The following is a 26067-nucleotide window of genomic DNA, read 5'->3' as shown; positions in this document are numbered from 1 at the left end:
GCGCGGTCTTCCTAACGCCCGGTCTCACGAACCATGGCAGCGAGACAGGCGGCGGCCAGCGCCAACGCCGCGCAGCCAGCCAGTGGCGCAAAAGGCCAGAGCGTGAAGGCGAAGCCGCCGGCCAATGCGCCGATGCTCTGGCCGAGCACATGGGTGCTGGTGAGCCAGCCGGCCGCCGCGCCCTGCTCGCCGGGCTCCAGGCGCTTCATCAGCCAGGCGGTGTAGCCGGGTGTCGCCAGGGCAATGCCGGCCGCCGCCACCACCAGAGACACTGCCGAGGCAACATGGCTGGCCGTGACGGCCAGCGCCGTCATGCCGACGCAAACCATGAGACAGCCGACGACGACGCTGTTGCGCTCCGCCAGCCGCAGGCGCGCCATGAGCAGTCCCTGGACCAAAACCATGACGATGGCGACCAGCATCAGGGCCAGGCCGGTCACCGTCGTGGCCTGCGTCGCACCAAGGCCAAAACGCTGCTGGGCCATCGGGCCGAGCATCATCTGCACCTGTCCGAAGCCGAGCGTCAGGCACAAGCCCATCGCCAGGCAAGGCAGAGCGCGGCGATCGAAGGGCGATATTCCACGGCCGACGTCGGCTGCCTTGCCGTCGCTCCGTCCGCCGGCTTCCCCTTTGCCCGGCGCGAGCCACAGCAACAGCGGGCTGAACAGGAACAGGATGGGCGGCAGCAGCGGCGACAGGACGGCAGCCGTTGCCGCCAGCGCACCGGCCAGCCGCCCCATGCTGACGCCGGCTCCAAGCAGTCCCAGCGCCGCCTGTCGCCTGTCATCGGCAACCGAGCGGCTGGCCCAGACCTGCGCCGTCGGCATGACGCCGGACGCGGCAAAACCGTACACGGTTCGCGAAAGCATCAGCAAAGCGATGCCGAGCGCGGCTCCCATGCCGGCTATCAGCAGAATGGCGAACACCGTCTGGCCGGCCAGCATGGCGAGGCCGAGCAAGCGCAGCAGCCTGGCATGGCCAAGCCGCTCGCCCATGCGACCCCACAGCGGCGAGCCGACCAGAAAGGCCGCCGCGCCGACAGCAGTTGCCGCGCCGATAGCAAACGTGTCGAGCCTCAGCCGCTCCATCACCAGGGGAACGAGCGATACGAAGGCCGACTGGCCGAAGCCGATTGCCGAGACCGCGATCGCCAGGCGGCGCAGAAGCGAAGATCGATTTTTCATACCGGTCGTCATAAGACCAAGCTTATTTCTTGTTTAGAACAGTTAATCAACACAAATGTTTAAAGACGACAATGTATAAACGTAAATGCATTCAGTATTATTAGGATTTATGGGGATGCACATGGAACAAGTAAAACCTGAATCTTCCTCAGCATTAAGCCCGTTACTCAACGCGTTGCTGCGTGAATGGGATGGCTGGGAATTCGTCAACGCCAGGCAAACCGGGCTGTTTCGGCCGCAGGCAGCCGTGCTGCGTCTGAATTTCCCTGCCTCGCGCGCGGCGGTGCTCGTCGAGGCGCGGCATCGCTCGAAGGTTGGTTACCACGATTTAGCGATGCCGCTCTGGCGCCTCGATATTAGTAACGAGGGGGCCGATTGCGAAGCGACCGAGATCGACCTTTTCAGCCTTTTGGCGCTGATCCTGGCGGATCCCGACATTGCCGGCCGGGCGACAGCGAAAAGCCGACTGACCTTCCTGCGCCGCAGCCTGGCCAGCATCGCCGCAATCGCTGACGCGACTGCGGCGCGTGGATCGTCGCGGCCCTTCTCCGAAGGCGATCCTGATTTCATCGACGCCGAAAGCGCCCTGCGCTTCGGCCATGCCGTGCATCCGGCGCCGATGAGTCGCGAAGAGTTCACGCACACGGATTCCGCGCGCTTCGGGCATGAATACTGCAATGCGTTCAAACTGCGCTGGTGGGCCGTCGACCCGACCATCCTCACTGGGGGCAGCGTCGAGCCACTAGATGTCACCGAGATGGTCCGCGGGCTTGCCGCCAGCGATCCGCAGCTGCTTGCTCGGGCTGGCAAGCAACAGGGCAAGGTTCTCGTTCCGATGCATCCGTGGCAGGCCGTACGGCTCATGCTGGAAGACCGCGTCGAGCGCCTGTTTTGCGCCGGCCGTATCGTCGATGTTGGGCTCGGCGGACCAGCGTGGCAGGCCACGACCTCGCTGCGCACGGTTCATTCGTCTGAAGCCGAGTGGATGCTGAAATTCTCGCTCAGCCTGCGCCTGACCAATTCCAGGCGCATCGTCGAGGAGCATGAGTGCCGGCGCGGCCTTTCGGTCCACCGGCTGGTCAAGGGCAAGCTTGGCGATGCCTTGCAGCGGCGCTGCCCGACCATGACGGTGCTGGGTGAGCCGGCCTGGTTCGGCTTGCGCGACGAAGACGGCCGGCTGATGACGGACACCATCGTCTCGTTCCGCGAAAACCCGTTTCGCGGCACGGGCAGTCCGCCGGCTGCCGTTCTCGGCGCGCTTTGCGAGCGCCATCCCGGCCGTACCGAAAGCCATCTGTCCGACCTGGTCCACCGTATCGCCCGCGACGAGAAGCGACCTGTCGAGGAAACGGCGCGTTTCTGGTTCGAGCGTTTCCTCGAAACTGCCATCGTGCCGTTTATTGTGGCCTTCTCGGAATTCGGCCTGTTGTTCGGCGCCCATCAGCAAAACCTCGTCGTCGGCCTCGCCGGCGGCTGGCCGAATGCGCTCTATTTTCGCGACTGCCAGGGCACCGGTTATGTCGAGGAATTCCTGCCCAGGCTGCGCGAATTCGTGCCCGAGGCTGGTCAGGCGGGCGATCATGTCTTCCCAGCGGAAGCGGCCGCGAAGCTGTTCGGCTACTATCTGGTCGTCAATGGCGCTTTCGCCGCCGTCGCAGCCCTTGCGGCCGCTGGCCTCACCAACGAAAACGATCTGCTGGCGATATTCCGCCGCTCGCTCGAGCGGCTGGCCGCCACGCCGATGGCTGACCGGTCCTGCGTCGACTATTTGCTCAACGCGCCGACGCTCGCCGCCAAGGGCAATTTCCTGATCGCGCTGCGCGACATCAATGAGAACACCGAAGTGACCGACCCGCTGGCAGGTTACGTCGAGCTTCCGAACCCCCTGCATGTGAGAGAATACGCATGAACATCGAGGCTGCGAAAAACTGGTCACCCGCCACCGTCGCCGGCAACGAAGGATGGCAGCATCTGGCCTCGGCCGCGGAGCCGCTCGCCATCCGTGCCGGCGATGGCCATGTCAGCCTGGTCAACGCTGAGGGAACAGCGGTGGGACAGGCCCGCATCTCCGACGCGGATGGCCGCCTGCTCATCGACGATGTCGCGTTCATTGGCGGCCGCCTCGACCAACCGCAAATCCTGGCAGGTCTCGTCGACGCCGCGCTGCGCCTGCATCCTTCCTTCGACTGCGCCTTCCTGCCGGCGGCCAAGACGCTGTGGCCGGTTTCGGCGCTGGCCACCGAGACGGTTCCGGGTGAACCGGAATGCGCCGTCATCCATCGGTCGGTCCTGCGCCAGCTGCCGCTGCTGTGGCGCAGCCAGGCCTCGCATGTCACCTATCCGGCATTGACGACCGCTATCGGCCCGGAAGACCGGCTGCCGCCATTGCGCCAACCGCGCCCCTGCGGCCCGATGTACGAACGCTGGATTCCGGAAATCGGCCTCACCGTGTCGCTGCGGCCGATCGACCGCCGGACCGATCTCGACCTCTTCCATCGCTGGATGAACGATGGCCGCGTCGCCTTCTTCTGGGAACTTGCCCAGAGCCATGAGGATCTCGACAAATATCTCGCCGAGCAGGAAAGCGATCCGCATATTTTCGGCGTCATCGCCAGCTTCGACGGCGAGCCGACCGGCTATTTCGAGTTCTACTGGGCCAAGGAGGACCGGCTCGGGCCCTATTATGAGCCGCTCGACTGGGACCGCGGCTGGCATGGGCTGATCGGCAATATGCGCCATCTCGGCCGGCCGAAGACGCTGTCACTGTTCCGCTCCGTCACCCACTATCTGTTCCTCGACGAGCCGCGCACGCAGCGCGTCGTCGGCGAGCCACGCGCCGCGCACCAGAAGATGCTGAGCTATTGCGCCGGCGCCGCCTACGACAAGGTCAAGGAGTTCGACTTCCCGCACAAGCGCGCGGCGCTGGTCTGCTGCGAACGCGAGCGCTTCTTCCGCGAGGTGCCGCTGTGACGGTGCAGCAACCGATTGCCAAAGCGGGGGAGGCGACACGCTGGGCCGCGATCAACCGCGACGCCGTCGCCAAGGCCATTTCCGAACTGACCTTCGAGGAGTGCCTGTCGCCGCGCGAGCTTTCGCCCGGCCGATGGGAGCTGACGCCCGGCCCCGGCGTGACCTATCGCTTTGCCGCGACGCGGCGCCTGTGGGGCCAGATCGCCGTCCGTCCGGAGACGCTGACTCGCGACGCCGGCATCGAGCTGCCGGTCGACGATGCGGTCGCCTTCTTCGCCGACGCGCGCGAGACGCTCGGCATGTCGCCGGCAACATTCTGCACCTATGCGAAGGAGCTTTACAACACGCTGATGGCCGACATGCGGATCGCCAAGGCACGCGGCAATCGACCGGCCGCCGATCTAGCCGCGCTGCCGGATACCGAGTTGCAGGCATTGCTCGACGGCCATCCGAAGGCCCCTGCCAACAAGGGACGGCTTGGCTGGGGACGGGACGACTTCGAGCGCTACGCGCCAGAATCGGCCACCGCATTCCAGCTCTTCTGGCTTGCCGCCGCCAGCGATCGCTGCCTGCTGGCGCTTGACTGCGGGCTCGACGAAGAGGCGCTGCTGCAGGCCGCACTCGGCGACTACGAGCGCGCAAGGCTCGAAGCGGCTTTCAGCGCCGCCGGGATCTCGCGATCGACGCATAGGCTGCTGCCGGTCCACCCCTGGCAGTGGCAGGCGATGATCGCCTCGCAATATGGTAGCGAGATCGCCGCCGGCCGGCTGGTGCCGCTTGGCCAGTTCGGCGATCCGTTCCTGCCCTTGCAGTCGCTGCGCACGCTTGCCAATGTGGCACGGCCCGAGGCGCTGCACGTCAAGCTGCCGCTGACCGTCCTCAACACCTCAGCGTGGCGCGGCGTGCCGGGCAAATACATGGCGATCGGCGCCGATCTGTCGCGCTGGCTGGCCACGGTGGCGGCCGCGGACCCGGTGCTCAAGGACGTCAAGGTGCTGAAGGAAGTCGCCGGCGCCTTCTATCCGCATCCGCACTATACCGGCGTTGAAGGCGCGCCCTATCAGTTTTGCGAGATGCTGGGCGCCATATGGCGCGAAAGCCCCGAAAAGGATCTGACAGCGGGCCAGCGGCCGATGATGATGGGCGCCCTGCCGCAGCGCGACGCCCACGGCAGGCCGATCGCCAGCGCCCTGATGGAGCAGTCCGGCCTTGGTCCGGAGGCATGGCTCGATCGCCTGTTCTCCACGGCCTTCGTGCCGCTCTACCACTTCATGTGCCGTTACGGCGTCGGCTTCATCGCCCATGGCCAGAACGTCACCATCATCCTCGACGGAGCGACGCCTCTCGGCGTGGCGGTCAAGGATTTCCAGGGCGACCTCGATCTCGTCGACCAGCCGTTTCCCGAACTGGCCGGCCTCGACCCCAAAATCCTGTCGACGCTGAAGCGCCGGCCCCCGGCACATCTTCTCCAGCATCTGCAAACGGGACACATCGTCAGCGTTCTGCGTTTCCTGTCCGAGGCGCTGGCCGCCTATGACCGCTTCGACGAGAGGACTTTCTACGCCATCCTCGCCGGCGCCATCCGGCGCTACCAGGCGCAGAACACCGAGCTGGCGGAACGGTTCGTGCTGTTCGATCTGTTTGCGCCGAAGATTCCGCGCATCGCCATCAACAAGGTGCGCTTCGCGATCGGGTACGGTGACAGCGGCGAACGCCCTCTGCCGGACCTCGGCACACCGCTCGACAATCCGCTTAACCCCGAGTCAGCCCGGCGATCTCCCATCAGCCCAGCCAGCTCCATAAGGAGTTCGCCATGACCCATACGCTTGACCTCGCAGGCATCGGCATCGGGCCGTTCAATCTCAGCCTCGCCGCCCATCTCGATGCGGTGGACGGCGTCGAAGCGCGCTTCTTCGATCGGGCGACGCGGCTCGAATGGCACCCGGGTATGATGCTGCCGGGCGTCGAACTGCAGACATCCTTCCTCAAGGATCTCGTCACCGCGACGCATCCGACCAGCCCATGGTCGTTCATGTCCTATCTGGTCGCGCAGAAGCGGTTCTATGAATTCCTCAACGCGGATTTCTCAGCCATCCCGCGGCCGGAATTCGCCCGCTATCTTGGATGGGTCGGCGAGAACTTGTCTTCGCTGCGCTTCGCCAGCGCCGTCGACCGGATCGACTTCGACGGAACGAATTTCAGGCTGCGTATCGGCCGCGAGCAGGTGAACGCGCGCAATCTCGCCATTGCCGTCGGGCTGGTGCCCAACATCCCCGCCTGGGCGCGGGCGGCGGCCTCCGATCAATGCTTCCACAACGCCCAGGCCGCCAACCGCCTCGATCGCCTGAGCGGACAGCGTGTCGCCGTGATCGGCGGTGGCCAGAGCGGCGCCGAAGTGCTTCTGCATCTGATCTCCTCCGACCGCTTCGCCGGCCGCGAAATCGAGTGGATCTCGATGCGGCCGAATTTCCTGCCACTGGACGACTCGCCTTTCACCGACGAACTCTTCACGCCGGGCTATGTCGAAAACTTCCATCGGTTGCCGCAAGGGCGGCGCGAGACGATCCTGGAACAGCAACTGCTTGCCGGTGACGGCGCATCGACGAGCACGCTGAAGGCGATCTATCGCCAGCTTTACACGCTGCGGCACCTCTCGGAGGAAACGACGGCGGTCAACATGACGCCGCACCGCGAAGTGCTGAACGTGACGCGGGAAGGCAGCGAATACCGGCTGATCATGCGCAACGGCTTCGACGGCGCCATCGAGACGCGCACCGTCGATGCGGTGGTTCTGGCCACCGGCTATGCCTTTGCCATTCCTGATTGCATGGCGCCGCTCATGAACAGGATCGCGCTGGACGAGCGCGGTCATTACAGGCTCAACGCCAGCTTCGAGGTCGAATGGGACGGGCCCGACGACCGCCGGATCTACGCGCTCAATGCCGGCCGGCTCAGCCATGGCATAGCCGAGCCGCAGCTCAGCCTGATGGCTTGGCGCAGCGCCAAGATCGTCAATTCGCTGCTCGGGCGGGCACAGTTCGATCTCGATCTGCCCGATCCGCCGGTTGCCTGGAGTTCAAGGCACACGACACAAAGCCTGCATCATCTCGGCGCCAATGCGAGGATGACCGAATCGGGCGCGCGGTGATGTTTGTGGAGGCGGGCCGAAGAGCGTGGTACGGCGCGCGTTAAGGTTGACATCGACCCGTAAAGCTTTTCTGTGAGAGAGATCGTTCGGTCCTGCTGGAGGCTCAGCGCATGAAAACCCTTGGCCTCATCGGCGGCATGAGCTGGGAATCGACGGCGATCTATTATCGCCTGCTCAACGAGATCGTGCGCGAGCGGCTGAGCGGGCTGCATTCGGCAAAGCTGTTGCTCTATTCCTTCGACTTCGCCGAAATCGCCGACCGGCAGCATCATGGCGACTGGGACAGTGCGGGCGTGCTGCTGGCGGATGCGGCGCGCAAGCTGGAGGCGGGCGGCGCAGAGGGGCTTTTGATCTGCACCAACACCATGCACAAGCTCGCCGACCGGGTGCAGGCGGCGGTGTCGATCCCGCTTATCCACATTGCCGACGCCACGGCCGTCGCGGTCAAGGGCGCCGGCGTCAAGCGGCCGGCGCTGCTGGCGACCCGCTTCACCATGGAGCAGGATTTCTACAAGGGCCGACTGACGGAGAAATACGGGCTGCAGCCCGTGGTGCCGGACCAGGCCGGGCGCGACATGGTGCACCAGGTAATCTACGACGAGCTCTGCCGGGGCATCGTCAGCGCGGCATCGAAGGCGGCCTATATCGACGAGGTCGCCCGTCTGCGACGCGATGAGAAGATCGATGGCGTCATCATGGGCTGCACCGAGATCACCATGTTGATTGGCGAGCGCGATTTCGACATTCCGGTGTTCGACACCACGCGCATCCATGCCGAGGCGGCGGTCGCATTCATGCTGCCCTGAAGGGCCAAAACAGAGATCAGGGCTGGGCGGCCACGGCGACATTGCCGCTGCCGACCACTTTCAGCTTCCATCGATCTGCTTCCGTGCCGGCCAGATTGAGGTGCTTGGTCAGGAAATAAAGGCGATCGGTGTCGGGGCCTTTGGCTGTGCAAAACCGGTCCTGCAGATAGGAGTGAGGCGTCGCCTGACAATACAGGTTGGCCACGATGCTGGCCGGACGCGCGCGCGGCCTAAACAGCCTTCCGCTCCTTCACGAATTGCGTGCCAAAACTGCCGCGCGCTTGACTTCTTTTTGCAGCGACATTCAATACATCCGGCATTGCTGTGAGGGGATGAAAGCAAGATGGAATTTGCGTTTCCGTGGCCGACCAGCCAGGGCGAATGGCTGGCTTGGTCCAGCGCCGTCGTCACCTTGGCGCTCGGTCTGCTGTTTTTCCTCGCGCCAGGGCTGGCATTTCGGATTCTGCGGCTGCAGGTCCGGCCCGAAAGGGCAGCGGCAATCGCGGAAGGGCGCGGCCGGATGTCGGGCTTCTATCTCGGCGTCAGCCTGTGCTGCATTCTGTTGGCGCAGCCGTGGCTCTATATGGCACTCGGCTTTTCCTGGCTGTTCACCGCTTTTGGCCGTTTGCTGTCGATGATGTCGGACGGCGCCAACACGCCTTTCAACTGGGCGTCGATCGTCGTCGAACTCGTCCTGGCCGCGTTGCCGCTTGCCTTCGTCTTCGGCTTTCTGCCCTGAATCGGCAGCCAATCCAAAGGCTTCGGTTGAACTCTGCGGCCGGATGCGACAATAGTGCCCGAAAAGCATGCGGGACGACGCATTGCGGTCTTAAAATGCCTGTGCTAGACGGCAATCGACTTTCGGCCGGGGATAGCGGAAGCCGCGCCTCCGTGCTTGGAAAAACTTAGTAAGGTCAAAGATTTAGCCAGAGTTTTTGCTCGCGCCAACAATCTGCGGCCCCTCAGACAAGAGAAAAGACGGTCCGTGGCTCAATCGTCATCGCCAATCTCGGGTGTCGCAGAACGCTACGCGGGTTCGCTGTTCGAACTTGCGCGGCAGTCGAATTCGGTGGCCAAGGTCGAGGCCGACCTCGACAGTTTCGCCAGGATGCTGGATGACAGCGCCGACCTGACGCGCCTCATCAACAGCCCGGTGTTCTCCAGCGAGGACCAGGCCAAGGCAATCGCGTCGATCGCCGACAAGGCCGGCATCACCGGCCTGACCGGCAATTTCCTGCGCGTCGTCGCCCGCAACCGCCGGCTCTTCGCGGTGCCCGGCATGATCAAGGCTTTTCGCAAGATCGCCGCCGAACAGCGCGGTGAGACATCAGCCGAGGTCACTTCGGCGCATGAACTGACGGCTGCCCAGCAGACCGAACTCAAGGCCGCGCTGAAAGGCGTCGCCGGCAAGGACGTGGCCATCACTGTTACCGTCGATCCGTCGCTGCTCGGCGGGCTGGTGGTCAAGATGGGCTCGCGCCAGATCGATACGTCGCTCAAAACCAAACTCAATTCGCTCAAGCTTGCACTGAAAGAGGTCGGCTGATGGACATCCGCGCCGCGGAAATTTCCGCAATTCTCAAAGACCAGATCAAGAATTTCGGCAAGGAGGCCGAGGTCTCCGAAGTCGGCCAGGTGCTGTCCGTCGGTGACGGTATCGCTCGCGTCTACGGCCTCGACAATGTCCAGGCCGGCGAAATGGTCGAATTCCCCGGCGGCATCCGCGGCATGGCGCTCAACCTCGAAGCCGACAATGTCGGCGTCGTCATCTTCGGCGCCGACCGCGACATCAAGGAAGGCGACATCGTCAAACGCACCGGCGCCATCGTCGATACGCCTGTCGGCATGGGCCTGCTCGGCCGCGTCGTCGACGCGCTCGGGAATCCGATCGACGGCAAGGGCCCGATCAAGGCGACCGAACGCAAGCGCGTCGACGTCAAGGCGCCAGGCATCATCCCGCGCAAGTCGGTCAACGAGCCGATGTCGACCGGCCTCAAGGCCATCGATGCGCTGATCCCCGTTGGCCGCGGCCAGCGCGAGCTGGTCATCGGCGATCGCCAGACCGGCAAGACCGCGATCATCCTCGACACGATGCTCAACCAGAAGGCCGTGCACGACAACGGGCCGGAAAAGGAAAAGCTCTACTGCGTCTACGTCGCCATCGGGCAGAAGCGCTCGACGGTCGCGCAGTTCGTGAAGGTTCTCGAAGAGCGCGGCGCCCTTGAATATTCGATCATCGTCGCCGCCACAGCTTCCGATCCGGCGCCGATGCAGTTCCTGGCGCCGTTCACCGGCGCCACCATGGGCGAATATTTCCGCGACAACGGCATGCATGCGCTGATCAGCTATGACGATCTGTCGAAGCAGGCCGTCGCCTATCGCCAGATGTCGCTCTTGCTGCGCCGCCCGCCGGGTCGCGAAGCCTATCCGGGCGACGTGTTCTACCTGCATTCGCGCCTGCTCGAGCGCGCCGCCAAGCTCAACGACGATCTGGGCGGCGGTTCGCTGACCGCGCTGCCGATCATCGAGACGCAGGCCAACGACGTGTCGGCCTACATCCCGACCAACGTGATCTCGATCACCGACGGCCAGATCTTCCTCGAAACCAACCTGTTCTTCCAGGGCATCCGTCCGGCGGTCAACGTCGGCCTGTCGGTGTCGCGCGTCGGTTCGTCGGCGCAAATCAAGGCGATGAAGCAGGTCGCCGGCTCGATCAAGGGCGAGCTCGCGCAGTACCGCGAAATGGCTGCGTTCGCGCAGTTCGGCTCCGATCTCGACGCCGCCACGCAGCGCCTGCTCAACCGCGGCTCGCGCCTGACCGAACTGTTGAAGCAGCCGCAGTTCTCGCCGCTCAAGGTCGAGGAGCAGGTCACGGTGATCTTCGCCGGCGTCAACGGCTATCTCGACAAGCTGGCGCTGAACCAGGTCGGCAAGTTCGAGCACGGCCTGCTCAGCCATATGCGCTCGGCCGGCAAGGACGTGCTGGACGGCATCCGCAAGGAAAAGGCGCTGTCGGACGATCTGCGCGCCAAGCTGAAGGCCGAGATCGACGCCTTCGCCAAGACCTTCGCTTGAGAAGAAGCCGGACGCTCGGGATCAGGTTTGAAGCATGCCTTCATTAAAAGACCTTCGTAACCGTATCGCCTCGGTCAAGGCGACGCAGAAGATCACCAAGGCGATGCAGATGGTCGCCGCGGCGAAGCTGCGTCGCGCGCAGGAAGCAGCGGAGGCGGCGCGTCCCTATTCCGAGCGGATGGGTGCGGTGCTGGCCAATATCACGCAGGCGATCGGCGGCGGCGGCGATGCCCCGGCGCTGATGACCGGCACCGGCAAGGACGATGTGCATCTGCTCGTCGTCTGCACGGCCGAGCGCGGCCTGTGCGGCGGCTTCAACTCGCAGATCGCACGTCTGGCCCGCGACCATATCCGCCGGCTTCTGGCCGACGGCAAGCAGGTCAAGATCATCTGCGTCGGCAAGAAGGGTTTCGACATTCTGCGCCGAGACTATGCCTCGCTGATTATCGACCGCGTCGACCTACGCGATGTCAAGAAGCTCGGCTTCGTCAATGCCGATGCGATCGCCCGTAAGATCATCCATCTGTTCGGCGAAGGCGGCTTCGATATCTGCACGCTGTTTTATTCGCAGTTCAAGTCGGTGATCAGCCAGATTCCGACCGCGCAGCAGATCATTCCTGCCGGCGTGGCTTCGGCTCCCGCCGAAGCGACCGCCGGTGGCAATGCCGTCTACGAATACGAGCCGGAGCCGGGCGAGATCCTCACCGACCTCATTCCGCGCAACATCTCGGTCCAGGTCTTCCGCGCGCTGCTCGAAAACGCAGCCGGCGAGATGGGCGCCAAAATGAGCGCCATGGACAATGCAACGCGCAATGCCGGCGACATGATCAACAAACTGTCGATCACCTATAACCGCCAGCGGCAGGCGCAGATCACCAAGGAACTGATCGAAATCATTTCGGGCGCCGAAGCGCTCTAGGCGCGACCGCCAGGAGGTCATCGACCTTCTGATGGAGCGTGAGAAACAAAGGACGAGAAGGGTAAAGACGATGGCGAAAGCAGCGACCCCCGCGAAGACGGCCCCCAAAGCGGCCGCAAAGGCTCCGGCAGCAGCGGCGAAGGCCGCTCCGGCCAAGAAGGCGGCCGCGCCCGCCAAGGCCGCGGCCCCGGCAGCGAAGACGACGAGCGTTGCCGTCAAGAAGACCGGCGCCATCGGCAAGGTTCGCCAGGTCATCGGCGCCGTCGTCGACGTGCAGTTCGGCGATCATCTGCCGGCCATTTTGAACGCCATCGAAACCTCCAATGTCGGCAACCGCCTGGTGCTCGAAGTTGCCCAGCATCTGGGCGAAAACACCGTGCGCTGCATCGCCATGGATTCCACCGAAGGCCTGGTTCGCGGCCAGGACGTCTATGACACCGGCGCGCCGATCACCGTTCCGGTCGGCCCGGGCATGCTCGGCCGCATCATCAACGTCATCGGCGAGCCGGTCGACGAAGAAGGCCCGGTCGACGGCATCGAAATGCGCGCCATCCACCAGCCGGCGCCTACCTATGTCGAACAGTCGACGGAAGCGCAGATCCTGATCACCGGCATCAAGGTGCTCGACCTTCTGGCGCCCTACGCCCGCGGAGGCAAGATCGGCCTGTTCGGCGGCGCCGGCGTCGGCAAGACGGTTCTGATCCAGGAGCTGATCAACAACGTCGCCAAGGCGCATGGCGGCTTCTCGGTCTTCGCCGGCGTCGGCGAGCGCACCCGCGAGGGCAACGATCTTTATCACGAGTTCATCGAGTCCGGCGTCAACAAGAAGGGCGGCGGCGAAGGCTCTAAGGCGGCACTGGTCTATGGCCAGATGAACGAGCCGCCGGGCGCGCGTGCCCGCGTCGGCCTGACCGGCCTGACGGTCGCCGAATATTTCCGCGACCAGGGCCAGGACGTGCTGTTCTTCGTCGACAACATCTTCCGCTTCACGCAGGCCGGTTCTGAAGTGTCGGCGCTGCTCGGCCGTATTCCTTCGGCCGTGGGTTACCAGCCAACGCTGGCCACCGACATGGGTGCGCTGCAGGAACGCATCACCACAACGACCAAGGGTTCGATCACTTCGGTGCAGGCGATCTACGTGCCGGCCGACGATTTGACCGACCCGGCGCCTGCGACCTCGTTCGCCCACCTGGACGCGACGACCGTGCTCAACCGCGCGATCTCGGAAAAGGGCATCTACCCCGCCGTCGATCCGCTCGACTCGACCTCGCGCATGCTCGATCCGCTGGTCGTCGGCGAGGAGCACTATGCCGTCGCCCGCCAGGTGCAGTCGATCCTCCAGCGCTATAAGTCGCTGCAGGACATTATCGCCATCCTTGGCATGGATGAGCTGTCGGAAGAGGACAAGCAGACGGTGGCCCGCGCCCGCAAGATCGAGCGCTTCCTGTCGCAGCCGTTCTTCGTCGCCGAAGTGTTTACGGGTGCGCCGGGCAAGCTGGTCGACCTCGCCGACACAATCAAGGGCTTCAAGGGCCTCTGCAACGGCGACTACGATCACCTGCCGGAAGCCGCCTTCTACATGGTCGGCGGCATCGACGAAGCGGTCGAGAAGGCTCAGCGCCTGGCGGCAGAAGCAGCGTAATCAAGGCAATAGGGAGTAGTCAGTAGTCAGTAGTGAATAGCGGCCGGGTGATCAGGACAGCTGTCCTCTCCCTACTCCCTACTCACTATTCCCTACTCACTAAATTGACATGGCTGAAGCTTTCAAGTTCGAACTGGTCTCGCCGGAGCGCCTCCTGGTTTCCGAGCAGGTCGAGTCCGTCGTCATTCCAGGCGCCGAAGGTGAAATGACAGTCATGGCGCACCATGCGCCAGTCATGACCACGATCAAGCCGGGCGTCGTCACGCTGAAGACCGCCGGCGGCAAGGAAGAGCGCTATGTGGTGTTCGGCGGCTTTGCCGACATCGTCCCTGCCGGCTGCACGCTGCTCGCCGAATCGGCGGTCGCCGTCGGCGATATCGACCGCGCCGATCTCGCCCGCCGCATCCAGGAAGCCAAGGAAGACGCCGCCGACGCCAAGGACGACCAGTCCCGCAGCAAGGCGGAGCAGTTCCTTAGCCAGCTTACCACGCTCGAAGGCGCGCTGCTGCCGGCGTAAGCCGCAGAATGATTGGACGTGATCCGAGAGGTCATGGTCGGGCAAAGGTATGAAACAGGCCGGGCTTAAGCCCGGCTTTTTGTATCCGGGCGACGTCAGGTCACCTGGTCTTTCCCGGTACACCCAGTGCCGCGAGCGCGAGCGCCACCCCGCCCTGCAGGATATGCTCGCGATGGGCGGCAACCAGTTCGATCAGCGTCTGGCGCTCGGGGCTGCCGCTGGCGAAGCCGGCGAGGTCAAACACCGTCACCACCCGTTCCAGCGTCGGCTGCGCTCCGAGCGCGGCCAGCGTCGCGTCGAGCGGATCGGTGAAGTGGGCTTCCGGCAGGTCCTTGCCGCGCGCCTCGCAGGCGGCGATCCAGGCGGCGATCACCAGCGTCAGATGCTCCGGGACCAGGCCGGCCTGGATGCGCGCGATGGCGGTAGCGACAATGCGCTGCGGCAATTTCTGGCTGCCGTCATTGGCGATCTGCGCCGTGCGGTGGGCAAGCGCTGTGTTGGAGAAACGTTCGGCAAGTTCGGCCGTATAGGCTGACGTGTCGAGCCCGGCATCCCCAGGCAATGTCGGGATGGCCTCGGCCCAGAGCCGGTCGACGAACGCGCGGATCGCGGGATCCGCGAAGGCGCGGTCGACGGTGACGTGGCCGCTGAGCAGGCCGATATAGGCGATGCCCGAATGGGCGCCGTTGAGCAGCCGAAGCTTCATGTCCTCGAACGGCCGGACATCCTCGACCATGGTGACGCCGAATTTCTCCCAGGCCGGGCGGCCGGCTGGAAACCTGTTTTCGATCACCCATTGCCGGAACGGTTCGGTCATCACCGGCCAGGCGTCCTCGAGGCCGAGTTCGACCGCGATGCGCGCCCGGTCGGCATCGGTGGTTGCCGGCACGATGCGGTCGACCATGCTCGATGGGAATGCAACGTCATCGGCTATATGACCGGCGAGGGCAGCGTCGCCTGAAGCAGCAGCGCCGGCATCGCGCAGTTTTGCAAACCCGACCAGCAGCCGGTGCAGCGTGGCGCCATTGGCCGGAAGGTTGTCGCAGCACAGCACGGTGAAGGGCGGCGTGCCGGCGGCCCGGCGTCGCACCAGCGCTTCCGCCAGGAATCCATGCGCTGTCCTGGGAGATCCGGGATTGCCCAGATCGTGGACGATATCGGGATGGTTTTCGTCGAGGCTGCCGTCGGCGGCCCTGAGATAGGCCTTTTCGGTGATGGTCAGGGTGACGATGCGGGTGCGCGGGTCGGTCAGCGCGGCCAGCACCGCGCCGGGGTCTTCCGGCGCGACCAGCATCGACTGGATCGAGCCGATAATGTGCAGCGCTTCGCCATCGCTGCCGCGCACCGCCAGCGTGTAGAGCCCGTCCTGTGGCGTCAGCGCATCGCGCGTGTCGGGGCTGCGCAGCGAGACGCCGACAATGCCCCAGCCGGTCTCGCCGGCCGCTAGGCAGTCATCGACATAGGCGGCCTGATGGGCACGGTGGAAGGCTCCAACGCCGAGATGGACGATGCCTGGGGCGACACTGGCGCGATCATAGGGGGGGACCGCGACCGAGGCCGGCAAGGATTGCACTGTTGCGTTGGAAAGGCGTCTGCTGGTCATGGCGCGGCTTGTCGCTGGATGGTGTGCGGGGCGGGATCTGCTAGCGGCGTAACATCCGCTCTTCCGCCGCACAATGACCTGACGCCGGTTAAAAGTCATCATACAACAATCCAGTTTTTGTATGTTGACATTATTTCTTTCCAATCCTACCGATATCGCCCCTGGGAGGAACGACGTGGCGGGACTGACCGATCCGGATCTGCTTTTTGCCGCCGAAGGGCGCGCGCTGTCGATCGCGCGCGATTTCCATGCCGGCATCAAAGACCTGCCGATCATCAGCCCCCACGGCCACACCGATCCGCGTTGGTATGCGCTCAACGAGCCATTCCCCGATCCCGCGCAATTGCTGGTGGTGCCCGACCACTACATTTTCCGTATGCTGTTCAGCCAGGGCGTGCGGCTGGAAGATCTCGGCGTCTCGACCCTCGACGGCTCGCCGGTCGAGACCGATCCCAGGGCGATCTGGCGGCGCTTCGCCGAGCACTATTACCTCTTCCGCGGCACGCCGACGCGGTTGTGGCTCGACCATGTGCTCGAGCATCTGTTCGGCATCGAAGAGCCGCTCAACGCCAGCACCNACGCCGACGCGGTTGTGGCTCGACCATGTGCTCGAGCATCTGTTCGGCATCGAAGAGCCGCTCAACGCCAGCACCGCTAGCCGCCATTACGACACCATCGCGGCGCTTTTGCAGCGCGACGATTATCGCCCACGCGCGCTGTTCGAGCGCTTCAACATCGAGGTCATCGCGACGACCGAGGGCGCACTCGACGATCTCCAATGGCACAAGACGATCCGCGACAGCGGCTGGCAGGGCCGCGTCATCACTGCCTACAGGCCGGATGCTGTCGTCGATCCCGACTTCGAAGGATTTTCGGCCAATCTCGATCGTCTGGGCGAGATCACCGGCTGCGACACCGGCACATGGGCCGGCTATCTCGACGCGCATCGCAATCGCCGCGCTTTCTTCAAAAGCTTCGGCGCAACCTCATCGGACCACGGCCATCCGACGGCCGAGACCGCCAATCTTTCCGATGCGGCGGCGGAAGAGCTGTTCAACCGCATCCGCCGCGGCTCGGACGACGAGCGCGAGCGCAAGCTGTTTCGCGCCCAGATGCTGACCGAGATGGCCAAGATAAGCCGCGACGACGGGCTGGTAATGCAGATCCATCCCGGCTCATGGCGCAACCATTCGCCCGGAATTTTTCAGAGATTCGGCCGCGACAGAGGCTTCGATATTCCGACCCGTACCGACTATGCCGCGGCGCTCAAACCCTTGCTCGACTGCGTCGGGCTGGAGCGCGACCTCTCCATCATTCTGTTCACGCTCGACGAGACCAGCTACGCGCGCGAACTGGCGCCGCTTGCCGGCGTCTATCCGGCGCTGAAGCTCGGGCCTGCCTGGTGGTTCCATGACAGCCCGGAAGGCATGCGCCGGTTCCGCGAGATGACCACCGAGACCGCCGGCTTCTACAACACTGTCGGTTTCAACGACGACACCCGCGCCTTTCCATCCATACCCGCCCGCCACGATGTGGCGCGCCGGGTTGACTGCGCCTTTCTCGCCCGTCTCGTCGCCGAGCACCGGCTGCGTGAGGACGAGGCGCATGAGCTGGCGCGGGAGCTTGCCTACACGCTTGCCAAGAAGGCGTACCGGCTGTGAGCCGGGCGCGTGGAATTTTAAAAGGGAGGAAGACAGTCATGTTGCATTTTTCAAAACTGGTGGCAGCCACATTCGCCTTCGGCTCGCTGATGATCGGCGTTGCCGGCGCCCAGACCGTACTGCGCTCGGCCGACACCCATCCGGACGGGTATCCGACTGTCGAGGCGGTCAAATATCTCGGCGAGCTCATCAAGGAGCGCACCGCCGGCCGCTATTCGGTCGAGGTCTATCATTCGGCGCAGCTCGGCGAGGAAAAGGACACGATCGAGCAGACGCAGACCGGTGTCATCGATCTGAACCGCGTCTCGATGGGTCCGTTCAACGGCATCGTGCCGGAAACCGCGGTGCCGTCGCTGCCCTACATGTTCCGTTCGGTCGAGCACATGCGCCATGTCATGGACGGGCCGATCGGCGACGAGATCCTCAAGGCCTTCGAGACGCATGATCTGGTCGGCCTTGCCTTCTACGATTCCGGCGCCCGTTCCTTCTACAACACCAAGAAGGACATCACCTCGATCGCCGATCTGAAAGGCATGAAGTTCCGCGTCATCCAGTCCGACGTGTTCGTCGATATGGTCAACGCGCTTGGCGCAAATGCCACGCCGATGGCGTATGGCGAGGTCTATTCGGCGCTCGAAACCGGTGTCATCGACGGCGCCGAGAACAACTGGCCCAGCTTCGAATCCGCCAAGCACTACGAAGTCGCCAAGCACTATACCGTCGACCAGCACCAGATCGTGCCGGAAGTGCTGGTGATGTCGAAATCGAGCTGGGACAGACTGACGCCGGAAGACCAGGCGATCGTCAAGCAGGCGGCCAAGGATAGCGTCGTCAAGATGCGCGAATTGTGGGACGCGCAGGAGAAGAAGTCGCGAGAGATCGTCGAGAAGGCCGGCGTCAAGGTCAGCGAGATCGACAAGCAGCCGCTGATCGATGCGATGAAGCCGGTCTACGACAAGTATCTGAAGACGCCGGAGCTCAAGGACCTCGCGACGCGCATCCAGGCGACCAAGTGATTTTCTGGCGGGGCGGCATGGCGCCGCCCCGCCAATCGCTTTTAGGGGACGGAAAGACCGGGAGGATCGGATGACTGCGGGAACGGCCAGGAGCGGAGCGCCACCGCGCTTCAGCGCGGTGCTTTCGAAGATTTGCGACGGTGCGCTCTATCTCGCGGGCATCGGGATGGTCGCCATGACCGCGCTTGTTGCCTACCAGGTGTTTTCCCGCTTCGTGCTCAACGCGTCACCGAGCTGGACCGAAGTCACCGCCATCATGCTGATGAACTGGTTCATCTTCCTGGGCGCTGCCGTCGGCGTGCGCGAGAATTACCATATGGGCTTCGACGTGCTGCTCTATATCCTGCCCAAGGGCAGCAAATGGGCGCTGCGCACCCTGTCCGACCTGATCGCGTTTGGCTTCGGCTTCGGCATGGTCTGGTACGGCTGCAAGCTGGTCGGGCTGACCTGGCACACTGTCATCCCGGCGCTCGAACTTCCCGGCGGTTTCGACTATCTGCCGCTGGTTGCCGGCGGCTTTCTGATCTGCCTGTTCTCGGCCGAACGCATCGCGCTGCGCTGGTCCGGCGCCGACATCGACAAGGATATCAATCTCGAAGAAGTGCCGGAAATGCCGGCCGTGCAGGAGGCCTAGATGGAACTCTGGATCCTGTTTGGCGTCTTCACGCTTTTGATGTTTGCCGGCACGCCGATCGCCTTTTGCCTGGGTGCGGCGTCCTTCGCCACCGTGCTTTATCTCGGCCTGCCGCCCCTGGTGGTGTTCCAGCAATTGAAGTCGGGCATGTCGGCGTTCTCGCTGATGGCGATCCCGTTCTTCATCTTTGCCGGCGACCTGATGGTGCGCGGCGGCATCGCGCAGCGCATCGTTTCCTTTGCCGGCTCGCTGGTCGGTCATGTCCGCGGTGGGCTCGGTCAGGTCAACATCATCGCCGCGACGTTGTTCGGCGGCATTTCCGGCTCGGCTGTGGCGGAAGCCGCTGCCGTCGGCGGGCTGATGATCCCGCAGATGAAAGCGCGCGGCTACGGCGCCGACTATGCCGTCAACGTCACCTCGATGGCGGCGCTGATCGCGCTGCTTCTGCCGCCGTCGCAGAACATGATCATCTATTCGATCGCCGGCGGCGGCAAGATTTCGATCGCCGACCTGTTCACCGCCGGTATCCTGCCTGGTCTGCTGTTCGCCGCTTCGCTGATGGTCACCGCCTATTTCGTCGCCCGCAGCCGCGGCTACCCGGTCGAGGCTTTTCCCGGCTTCTCGCGTGTCGGCCAGCTGGCGGTCATCGCCATCCCCGGACTTCTGCTCATCGGGATCATCTTCGGCGGCGTTCGCTCGGGCATTTTCACGGCGACGGAAAGCTCCTGCATCGCCATCATCTACGCTTTGCTGGTCACCGTCTTCGTCTACCGGTCGATGGCCTGGGGCGATTTCGTCCATGCCACAAAGGGCGCGGTGCGCACGACCTCAATGGTGCTGCTGATCATCGGCACGGCGGCCTCGTTCAGCTGGCTGATGGCCTATCTCAAAGTGCCGGTGCTGCTGATCGCAGGCATGAACGCCATCTCCACCGATCCGCTGGTGGTGCTGCTTCTGCTCAACGTCCTGATGCTGCTGCTCGGCACCTTCATGGACATGGGGCCGATGATCATCATCTGCACGCCGATCTTCCTGCCGCTGGTCACCCATTACGGCGTCGACCCCGTGCATTTCGGCGTCATCACCATCCTCAATCTCGGCATTGGGCTCAACACGCCACCGGTCGGCACGGTGCAGTTCGTCGCCTGTGCCGTCGGCAAGATTACGGTCTGGGAAGCGATGCGCTCGATCTGGCCGTTCTATGGCGCGGGCATCGTGGTCCTGGGGCTGGTGACCTATATTCCGGCGATTTCGCTCTGGTTGCCGAGCGTGTTCAAATAGGGCGTCTTCAAATAGACGTCTTCAAACAGGGGTGCGATATGGCATCGGATAGCGCTGTTGATCTCAGGGTCGAGAGAAAACCCAAACTGTCGGAGACCGTCGTCGCAGCGATCCGCAAGCAGCTGCAGGCGGGCGAGATCCTGCCCGGCCACAAATTGCCGACCGAAGGACAACTGACCGAGACCTTCGGCGTCAGCCGCACCGTCATCCGCGAAGCGCTGGCCAAGCTCGCCGCCGACGGGCTGGTCGAGGCGCGCCAGGGCGCAGGCGTGTTCGTCACCGAGCACATCTCAACGATGTTCGGCGCGCTCGCCGCCGACATGGGCAGCAAGGATTCCATCGCGCTCAATGTGCTCGAAGTGCGCCTGGCCGTCGAAATCGAATCGGCCGGGCTCGCCGCCATTCGCCGCAACGCCGCGCAGGAAGCAGCGATCCAGGAAGCGTTCTTCGAATTCGAACGGCTGCTTCTTAACAGTGAGCCGACCGGTCCGGCCGATCTCGCCTTCCACCGGGCAATCGCCAGCGCCACCAACAACCCGTTCTATGTCGAGATGCTCGATGTGCTCGGACGCCGCGCCATTCCTTGCGACGTGACCTCGCCCTGGTCGACCGAACTGGTGCAATCCGACAGCTATCAGCGAGGGCTGCAACGCGAGCATCTGGTGATCCTGAATGCGATCACCTCAGGCGACGCCGAAGCCGCGCGCGAGGCGATGCGCGCTCATCTCACCGCCAGCCAAGAGCGCTACCGCGAGCGGCTGCACGCCCGCCAAGTCTACTACGCCGACTCGGTCAAGGCGTCGGCAACCAAATAGCCATTCATTCAGCTGGAGCAGCAATGACTCAAAGTCACCCGCATACCGATTTCACCTCGCGTTTCGCCATCGACCCGGTGGCCGCTGCTTCCATGGGCACCGACGAACTGCGTCACAATTTCCATATTGACGACCTGTTCCAGCAGGGACGCATCAGCCTGACCTACACCCATTATGACCGCATGATCGTTGGCGGCGCCGTGCCGGAAGGGACAGCGCTGCCGCTGGAGGCGATCAAGCCGACGGGGACCAAGAATTTTCTCGACCGCCGCGAGCTGATCATCGTCAACATCGGCGGCGCCGGCTCGGTGACGGCAAATGGCGAGACCCACCAGTTGCAGGCACGTGACATGCTCTATCTCGGCATGGGCAGGACCGACGTGTCGTTCGCGTCGGCCGACGCGGGCGCACCGGCCAAATTCTACCTGCTCAGCGCGCCGGCGCATCATACCCATCCGAGCCGGCTGATCCGCATTGGCGATGCCAAGCGCCTCGATCTCGGCAGCAAGGAAACCTGCAACGAACGCTCCATCTTCCAGTTCATCCATGCCGATGGCGTCAAGACCTGCCAACTGGTGGTCGGTATGACCCAACTGGCGCCGGGCTCGGTGTGGAACACTATCCCTTGCCATGTGCATGACCGGCGCATGGAGGCCTATCTCTATTTCGACCTGCCGGAGACGGCGCGCGTCTTCCATTTCATGGGCGAGCCGGACGAAACGCGGCATCTGGTGATGGCTAACGAGGAGGCGGTGCTGTCGCCGGGCTGGTCTATCCATTCCGGGGTCGGCACCTCGAACTACGCCTTCATCTGGGCGATGGCCGGCGACAATGTCGACTACACCGATGTCGACCCGGTGCCGCTGGGCGAACTGCGTTGAGCGGCCATTCCTCCTTCAGCCTGGCCGGCAAGCGCGTCCTGGTCACCGGCGCAAACACCGGCATCGGCCAAGGCATCGCGGTCTCGATCGCGCGCGCCGGCGGCACCGTCATCGGTGTCGGCCGCTCGGCGATGGACGACACGGAAAGACAAGTCGCGGAAGCCGGTGGCCAGTTCGAGGCGGTGCGATGCGATCTTGCCGACCATGCGGCCGCCAAGGCGATGCTCGACCAGGTCTGGGAAAAGACCGGCCCGATCGACGGGCTGGTCAACAATGCCGGCATCATCCGCCGCGCCGATGCGGTCGATTTCTCCGAGGCCGATTGGGACGACGTCATCGACGTCAATCTGAAGACGCTGTTCTTTCTCAGCCAGGGTTTTGCCAGACACGTGCTGGCCGATCCCAGGCGGCGCGGCAAGATCGTCAACATCGCCTCGGTGCTGAGTTTCCAGGGCGGCATCCGCGTCGCGTCCTATACCGCGTCGAAACATGGCGCGCTCGGCGTGACCCGGCTGCTGGCCTGCGAATGGGCGGCCAAAGGCATCAATGTCAATGCCATTGCGCCCGGCTATATTGAAACCAGCAACACCGAGGCGTTGCGCGCCGATCCCGACCGCAGCGCCGCTATATTGGCGCGCATCCCGGCCGGGCGCTGGGGCGGACCGGAAGACATAGGCGACGCCGCTGTCTTCCTGCTGGCCCCCGCATCCGACTATATGCACGGCGCCGTGATCCCGGTGGATGGCGGCTGGCTGGCGCGATGAGGAAACAGTCATGATCGAGCATAAGATTTTTGCCCAACCCGGCGAGAGCGCCTGGACGCCGACGCCGGACGGCAACAGACGCCGCGTTCTCGTCTCCACCGATGAGCTGATGATGGTCGAGTTCGGCTTCGACAAGGGCGGCGTCGGCGCACTGCATTCGCACCCGCATGTCCAGGCCAGCTATGTCGCCGAAGGTCGCTTCGAGGTGACCATCGACGGCCGCACCGCGACGATCGAGACCGGCGGCAGCTTCATCGTGCCGTCCAATCTGGTGCACGGCGTCAAGGCGCTGGAGGCCGGGCGCCTGGTCGACAGCTTTACCCCGCACCGCGCCGATTTCCTGGCCTGAACCTCTTTCGGCAATTCCAGAAACAGGAAACCCGCGCCTCCTGGGGAGGCGCGGGCTGTTGCCTGTGCGCTCGTGGCGCAGCGGTACTCGAAACATCGCCGCAGGGTTGGACGGTGCCGCAACATGGTGAAGATTGGTTTAACGATGCCAACCAGGTCGATCGCCGGTGGGGTGTTGCTGCTGCTTGTTGTGGTCACGCAGGGGCTGCGCTAATCGTTCTGTCCACGCCGCTGCTTCGGGCGGCCGATCGAAAACATCAGTGATGCAGATATCGACGACGAGCGTACCGACGCACGATCCCAAACGGCGCGTCCTCAAGGACGTGTTCGGTTTCGACGATTTCCGTCCCGGACAGGCCGCGGTGATGGAGGCACTGCTTGGCGGCCGCCACGTGCTGGCGGTCATGCCGACGGGTGCGGGCAAATCGCTGTGCTATCAGGTTCCGGCGCTGGTCAAGGGCGGGCTGACCATTGTCGTTTCGCCGCTAGTGGCGCTGATGCAGGATCAGGTCGCCGCACTGCGCCTCGCCGGCGTCGCCGCCGATACGATCAATTCCTCGATCGACCGTGATGCCAATGTCGCGGCATGGCGCCGCGTCGCGTCGGGCCAGACGCGGCTGCTCTACCTCGCGCCGGAACGGCTGATGACCGAGCGGATGCTGGATGCGCTTGCCAGGCTCGATGTCAGCCTGATCGCCATCGACGAGGCGCATTGCATTTCGCAGTGGGGGCCGGCGTTCCGGCGCGAATATGAAGACCTTTCGCAACTGCGTGGCATCTTTCCCGACGTACCGATCATTGCGGTGACGGCGACGGCGGACGAGACGACGCGGGCAGACATCGAGAGACGGCTGTTTGGCGGGCGTGTCGAAACGCAGGTGCTTGGCTTCGACCGGCCCAACATCAAGCTTGCCATCGAGCCCAAGCAGGACAGCAAGCGGCAGTTGCTCAACTTCATCGAGCGCCATCAGGGGCGCAGCGGCATCGTCTACTGCCTGTCGCGCAAGAAGACCGAAGAGGTGGCGGCATTCCTCGAAAAGAACGGCGTCACCGCGCTCGCCTATCACGCCGGCATGAGCAAGGAGGCGCGTGATGCCAACCAGAACGCCTTCATGACGCTGTCCGGCGTCGTCATGGTGGCGACCATCGCCTTCGGCATGGGCATCGACAAACCCGACGTCGCCTATGTCTTCCACACCGACCTGCCGGGCAGCCTCGAAGCTTATTACCAGGAAATCGGCCGCGCCGGTCGCGACGGCCGGGCGGCGGAGGCGCATATGCTTTACGGCCTTGGCGACATCCGCATGCGCCGCATGTTCATCGACGACGAGGACGCCGCTGTCGAACACAAGCGCCGCTCGCATGGCCGGCTCGATACGCTGATCGGCTATTGCGAGACGGCCGAGTGCCGCCGCCAGGTGCTGCTCGGTTATTTCGGTGAAGAGGCGGTCCCTTGCGGCAATTGCGACAATTGCCTGGAACAGGCGCCGCGCGCCGACGGCACCGCCGAGGCGCGCCTCATCCTGGCGGCGGTGGCGCAGAGCGGCGAGCGCTTCGGCGCCGGCCATGTCATCGACATCCTGATCGGCCACGAGACTGAAAAGATCGCGGCAAGGGGGCATCACAGGCTGGCAGCCTTCGGCAATGGCGCCGCGCACAAGAAGGATTTTTGGCAATCTATGATTCGCCAGCTGGTCGCGAACGGTTTCCTGATGCCGGACCCGGCCGGCCATGGCGGGTTGGCCATCGCGGACAAGGGCCACGCACTCGGCCGGGGCGAGGTGCCGTTCCAGTATCGGGTCGAGATGCGCACGCGCGCCGCGCGCCGCGCGGCTCGCGCCGGGCAGAGCCCTCAGAGCGAAAATGTCGATGCGTCGCTGCTCGCGGCGCTCAAGACGGTGCGGCTGCGGCTGGCCAAGGAACGCCAGGTGCCGGCCTATGTGGTGTTTTCGGATCGTACACTGATCGACATGGCCGAGCGTCGTCCGCAAGACCTCGACGATTTTGCCGAAGTGAATGGCGTCGGCGCCGCCAAACTCAAGGAGTTCGGCAAGGCTTTTGTGAGCGCCATTGCCGCGCACCTTTCCGAGACGCCAGGCTGAAAGGGTTTTGCTGGACCAAAGCCCGATCCGGCATCAGTACGCCTTCAACTTGCCCGCCCGCTTATCCTTTCATTTTGGCGCTACCCTGCCGTAGGGGGAATGGCCTTCCAAATTGTATGGAACCGTGACGACAACACACATTCCTGAATCTATGCGGTCGATTCTTCGGATGGAGCCGTGACTATGGAACCCGCTGTTGCGCGCGGGTGGCGGTTTTCTTGGCCTTGGAGACGCTACGTTGGCAGCCGCTATCCGCTGAGCCGAATGGTATGATTCAGACCATCTTTGTTGTTGAAAACCCGCTTTCGACGGGAGTATAGAACTCGACGTTACCATTGCTTTTCGTAGGAGGCTGTGGTGGATAACGTGGGTCCAATCCGCAAAGCATTGCCTTGCGTGGAAGTGGTCGAAGCCGGCGGCGAATGGGTCCGTTCGTGTGGCCAAGGAAGACCAGGAAATTACCCGATCATTCGTGATTGAATCGTTTGCGCTGTCCTATGCTGAGGGCCAGCGGATACGCCTGGATCTCGACAAGTTCGTTCGTCTGTAGAGAGGCTAAGCCCGATGAAAGACCGGTGGGAACCTGACCACCAGTTCATTGAAAGCGCCCGCCGTAGCCAGCTCCGAGCGGAGAGCCAACTGGACTCCCTGCAATCGACCATCGCCGAAACGCGACGCGTCCTAGAGGCTTCACGGAAGCT

22 protein-coding genes and 1 pseudogene are annotated in these 26067 nt (G+C 63.9%); 20 read left to right on the top strand and 3 right to left on the bottom strand.

Features of this window, described 5'->3' with window-relative positions:
* Positions 1 to 11: 11 nt before the first annotated feature.
* Entirely contained in the window at positions 12 to 1184 is a 1173-nt protein-coding gene (locus X733_RS156525; RefSeq protein ID WP_023752656.1) for an MFS transporter, read from the bottom strand.
* A 121-nt stretch (positions 1185 to 1305) separates the two neighbouring features.
* Here X733_RS156525 and X733_RS156530 point away from each other — a divergent pair, with 121 nt between their 5' ends.
* The 5 genes from X733_RS156530 to X733_RS156550 all read left to right on the top strand — a co-directional run bounded on the left by X733_RS156530 (position 1306) and on the right by X733_RS156550 (position 8108).
* Complete coding sequence (locus X733_RS156530) at positions 1306 to 3093, top strand: IucA/IucC family protein (RefSeq protein ID WP_031193155.1); 1788 nt, start codon at positions 1306 to 1308, stop codon at positions 3091 to 3093.
* Complete coding sequence (locus X733_RS156535; RefSeq protein WP_023684094.1) at positions 3090 to 4154, top strand: GNAT family N-acetyltransferase; 1065 nt, start codon at positions 3090 to 3092, stop codon at positions 4152 to 4154. The genes X733_RS156530 and X733_RS156535 overlap by 4 nt, the downstream gene beginning before the upstream one ends.
* Positions 4151 to 5971: an IucA/IucC family siderophore biosynthesis protein gene (locus tag X733_RS156540; RefSeq protein ID WP_050588639.1), complete on the top strand. Its 1821-nt coding sequence runs from the start codon at positions 4151 to 4153 to the stop codon at positions 5969 to 5971. Before X733_RS156535 ends, X733_RS156540 begins: the two co-directional genes overlap by 4 nt.
* Positions 5968 to 7302, top strand: coding sequence for a SidA/IucD/PvdA family monooxygenase (locus X733_RS156545; RefSeq protein ID WP_023684096.1), 1335 nt, complete (start codon positions 5968 to 5970; stop codon positions 7300 to 7302). The genes X733_RS156540 and X733_RS156545 overlap by 4 nt, the downstream gene beginning before the upstream one ends.
* 110 nt (positions 7303 to 7412) lie before the next feature.
* Complete coding sequence (locus tag X733_RS156550; RefSeq protein ID WP_023726135.1) at positions 7413 to 8108, top strand: aspartate/glutamate racemase family protein; 696 nt, start codon at positions 7413 to 7415, stop codon at positions 8106 to 8108.
* A 16-nt stretch (positions 8109 to 8124) separates the two neighbouring features.
* Here the strand turns inward: X733_RS156550 and X733_RS156555 are convergent, their stop codons facing one another.
* On the bottom strand, positions 8125 to 8313 hold the full coding sequence (locus X733_RS156555) for a hypothetical protein (RefSeq protein ID WP_023818245.1): 189 nt from the start codon (positions 8311 to 8313) through the stop codon (positions 8125 to 8127).
* A gap of 138 nt (positions 8314 to 8451) precedes the next feature.
* Here X733_RS156555 and X733_RS156560 point away from each other — a divergent pair, with 138 nt between their 5' ends.
* The 6 genes from X733_RS156560 to X733_RS156585 all read left to right on the top strand — a co-directional run bounded on the left by X733_RS156560 (position 8452) and on the right by X733_RS156585 (position 14261).
* Positions 8452 to 8847, top strand: a complete 396-nt coding sequence (locus tag X733_RS156560; RefSeq protein WP_023684099.1) for a DUF4345 family protein — start codon at positions 8452 to 8454, stop codon at positions 8845 to 8847.
* A 246-nt stretch (positions 8848 to 9093) separates the two neighbouring features.
* Complete coding sequence (locus X733_RS156565; RefSeq protein WP_023688887.1) at positions 9094 to 9654, top strand: F0F1 ATP synthase subunit delta; 561 nt, start codon at positions 9094 to 9096, stop codon at positions 9652 to 9654.
* Positions 9654 to 11183 carry a F0F1 ATP synthase subunit alpha gene (gene atpA, locus X733_RS156570; RefSeq protein WP_023684101.1) on the top strand — a complete coding sequence of 510 codons (1530 nt, stop codon included), beginning with the start codon at positions 9654 to 9656 and terminating at the stop codon, positions 11181 to 11183. The genes X733_RS156565 and atpA overlap by 1 nt, the downstream gene beginning before the upstream one ends.
* A gap of 34 nt (positions 11184 to 11217) precedes the next feature.
* On the top strand, positions 11218 to 12102 hold the full coding sequence (locus tag X733_RS156575; RefSeq protein WP_023668672.1) for a F0F1 ATP synthase subunit gamma: 885 nt from the start codon (positions 11218 to 11220) through the stop codon (positions 12100 to 12102).
* A gap of 70 nt (positions 12103 to 12172) precedes the next feature.
* Positions 12173 to 13744, top strand: a complete 1572-nt coding sequence (gene atpD / locus X733_RS156580) for a F0F1 ATP synthase subunit beta (RefSeq protein ID WP_023668673.1) — start codon at positions 12173 to 12175, stop codon at positions 13742 to 13744.
* 109 nt (positions 13745 to 13853) lie between these two features.
* Positions 13854 to 14261 (top strand): F0F1 ATP synthase subunit epsilon, encoded by a 408-nt coding sequence (locus X733_RS156585; protein WP_023668674.1) that lies wholly within the window; start codon positions 13854 to 13856, stop codon positions 14259 to 14261.
* A 100-nt stretch (positions 14262 to 14361) separates the two neighbouring features.
* On the opposite strand, the gene X733_RS156590 is transcribed toward X733_RS156585, so the two are convergent.
* Positions 14362 to 15864 (bottom strand): mannitol dehydrogenase family protein, encoded by a 1503-nt coding sequence (locus X733_RS156590; protein ID WP_023818244.1) that lies wholly within the window; start codon positions 15862 to 15864, stop codon positions 14362 to 14364.
* A gap of 175 nt (positions 15865 to 16039) precedes the next feature.
* On the opposite strand from X733_RS156590, the pseudogene uxaC reads away from it, so the two are divergent.
* From uxaC to recQ, 9 genes and pseudogenes are all read left to right on the top strand, one after another.
* Positions 16040 to 17525 (top strand): annotated as a pseudogene (uxaC, locus tag X733_RS01000000166020) (glucuronate isomerase).
* Positions 17526 to 17563: 38 nt separating this feature from the next.
* Positions 17564 to 18541 carry a TRAP transporter substrate-binding protein gene (locus X733_RS156595; RefSeq protein ID WP_023668677.1) on the top strand — a complete coding sequence of 326 codons (978 nt, stop codon included), beginning with the start codon at positions 17564 to 17566 and terminating at the stop codon, positions 18539 to 18541.
* A gap of 166 nt (positions 18542 to 18707) precedes the next feature.
* Positions 18708 to 19175 carry a TRAP transporter small permease gene (locus X733_RS156600; protein WP_245260093.1) on the top strand — a complete coding sequence of 156 codons (468 nt, stop codon included), beginning with the start codon at positions 18708 to 18710 and terminating at the stop codon, positions 19173 to 19175.
* Positions 19176 to 20456: a TRAP transporter large permease gene (locus X733_RS156605; RefSeq protein ID WP_023684106.1), complete on the top strand. Its 1281-nt coding sequence runs from the start codon at positions 19176 to 19178 to the stop codon at positions 20454 to 20456.
* Between the two features lie 38 nt (positions 20457 to 20494).
* Complete coding sequence (locus X733_RS156610) at positions 20495 to 21271, top strand: FadR/GntR family transcriptional regulator (RefSeq protein ID WP_023700229.1); 777 nt, start codon at positions 20495 to 20497, stop codon at positions 21269 to 21271.
* 23 nt (positions 21272 to 21294) lie between these two features.
* On the top strand, positions 21295 to 22152 hold the full coding sequence (gene kduI, locus X733_RS156615; RefSeq protein WP_023818243.1) for a 5-dehydro-4-deoxy-D-glucuronate isomerase: 858 nt from the start codon (positions 21295 to 21297) through the stop codon (positions 22150 to 22152).
* Positions 22149 to 22916 carry a 2-dehydro-3-deoxy-D-gluconate 5-dehydrogenase KduD gene (gene kduD / locus X733_RS156620; RefSeq protein ID WP_023818242.1) on the top strand — a complete coding sequence of 256 codons (768 nt, stop codon included), beginning with the start codon at positions 22149 to 22151 and terminating at the stop codon, positions 22914 to 22916. Before kduI ends, kduD begins: the two co-directional genes overlap by 4 nt.
* 10 nt (positions 22917 to 22926) lie before the next feature.
* Positions 22927 to 23265: a cupin domain-containing protein gene (locus tag X733_RS156625; RefSeq protein ID WP_023728679.1), complete on the top strand. Its 339-nt coding sequence runs from the start codon at positions 22927 to 22929 to the stop codon at positions 23263 to 23265.
* A 262-nt stretch (positions 23266 to 23527) separates the two neighbouring features.
* Positions 23528 to 25366 (top strand): DNA helicase RecQ, encoded by a 1839-nt coding sequence (recQ, locus tag X733_RS156630; protein WP_023818241.1) that lies wholly within the window; start codon positions 23528 to 23530, stop codon positions 25364 to 25366.
* The last annotated feature ends 701 nt before the right edge of the window (positions 25367 to 26067 follow it).

It is taken from the genome of Mesorhizobium sp. L2C066B000 (assembly GCF_000502335.1).
Classification (GTDB): Bacteria; Pseudomonadota; Alphaproteobacteria; order Rhizobiales; family Rhizobiaceae; genus Mesorhizobium.
The sequence above is the reverse complement of the archived record's forward strand: the minus strand, read 5'-3'. Positions and strand labels throughout refer to the sequence as shown.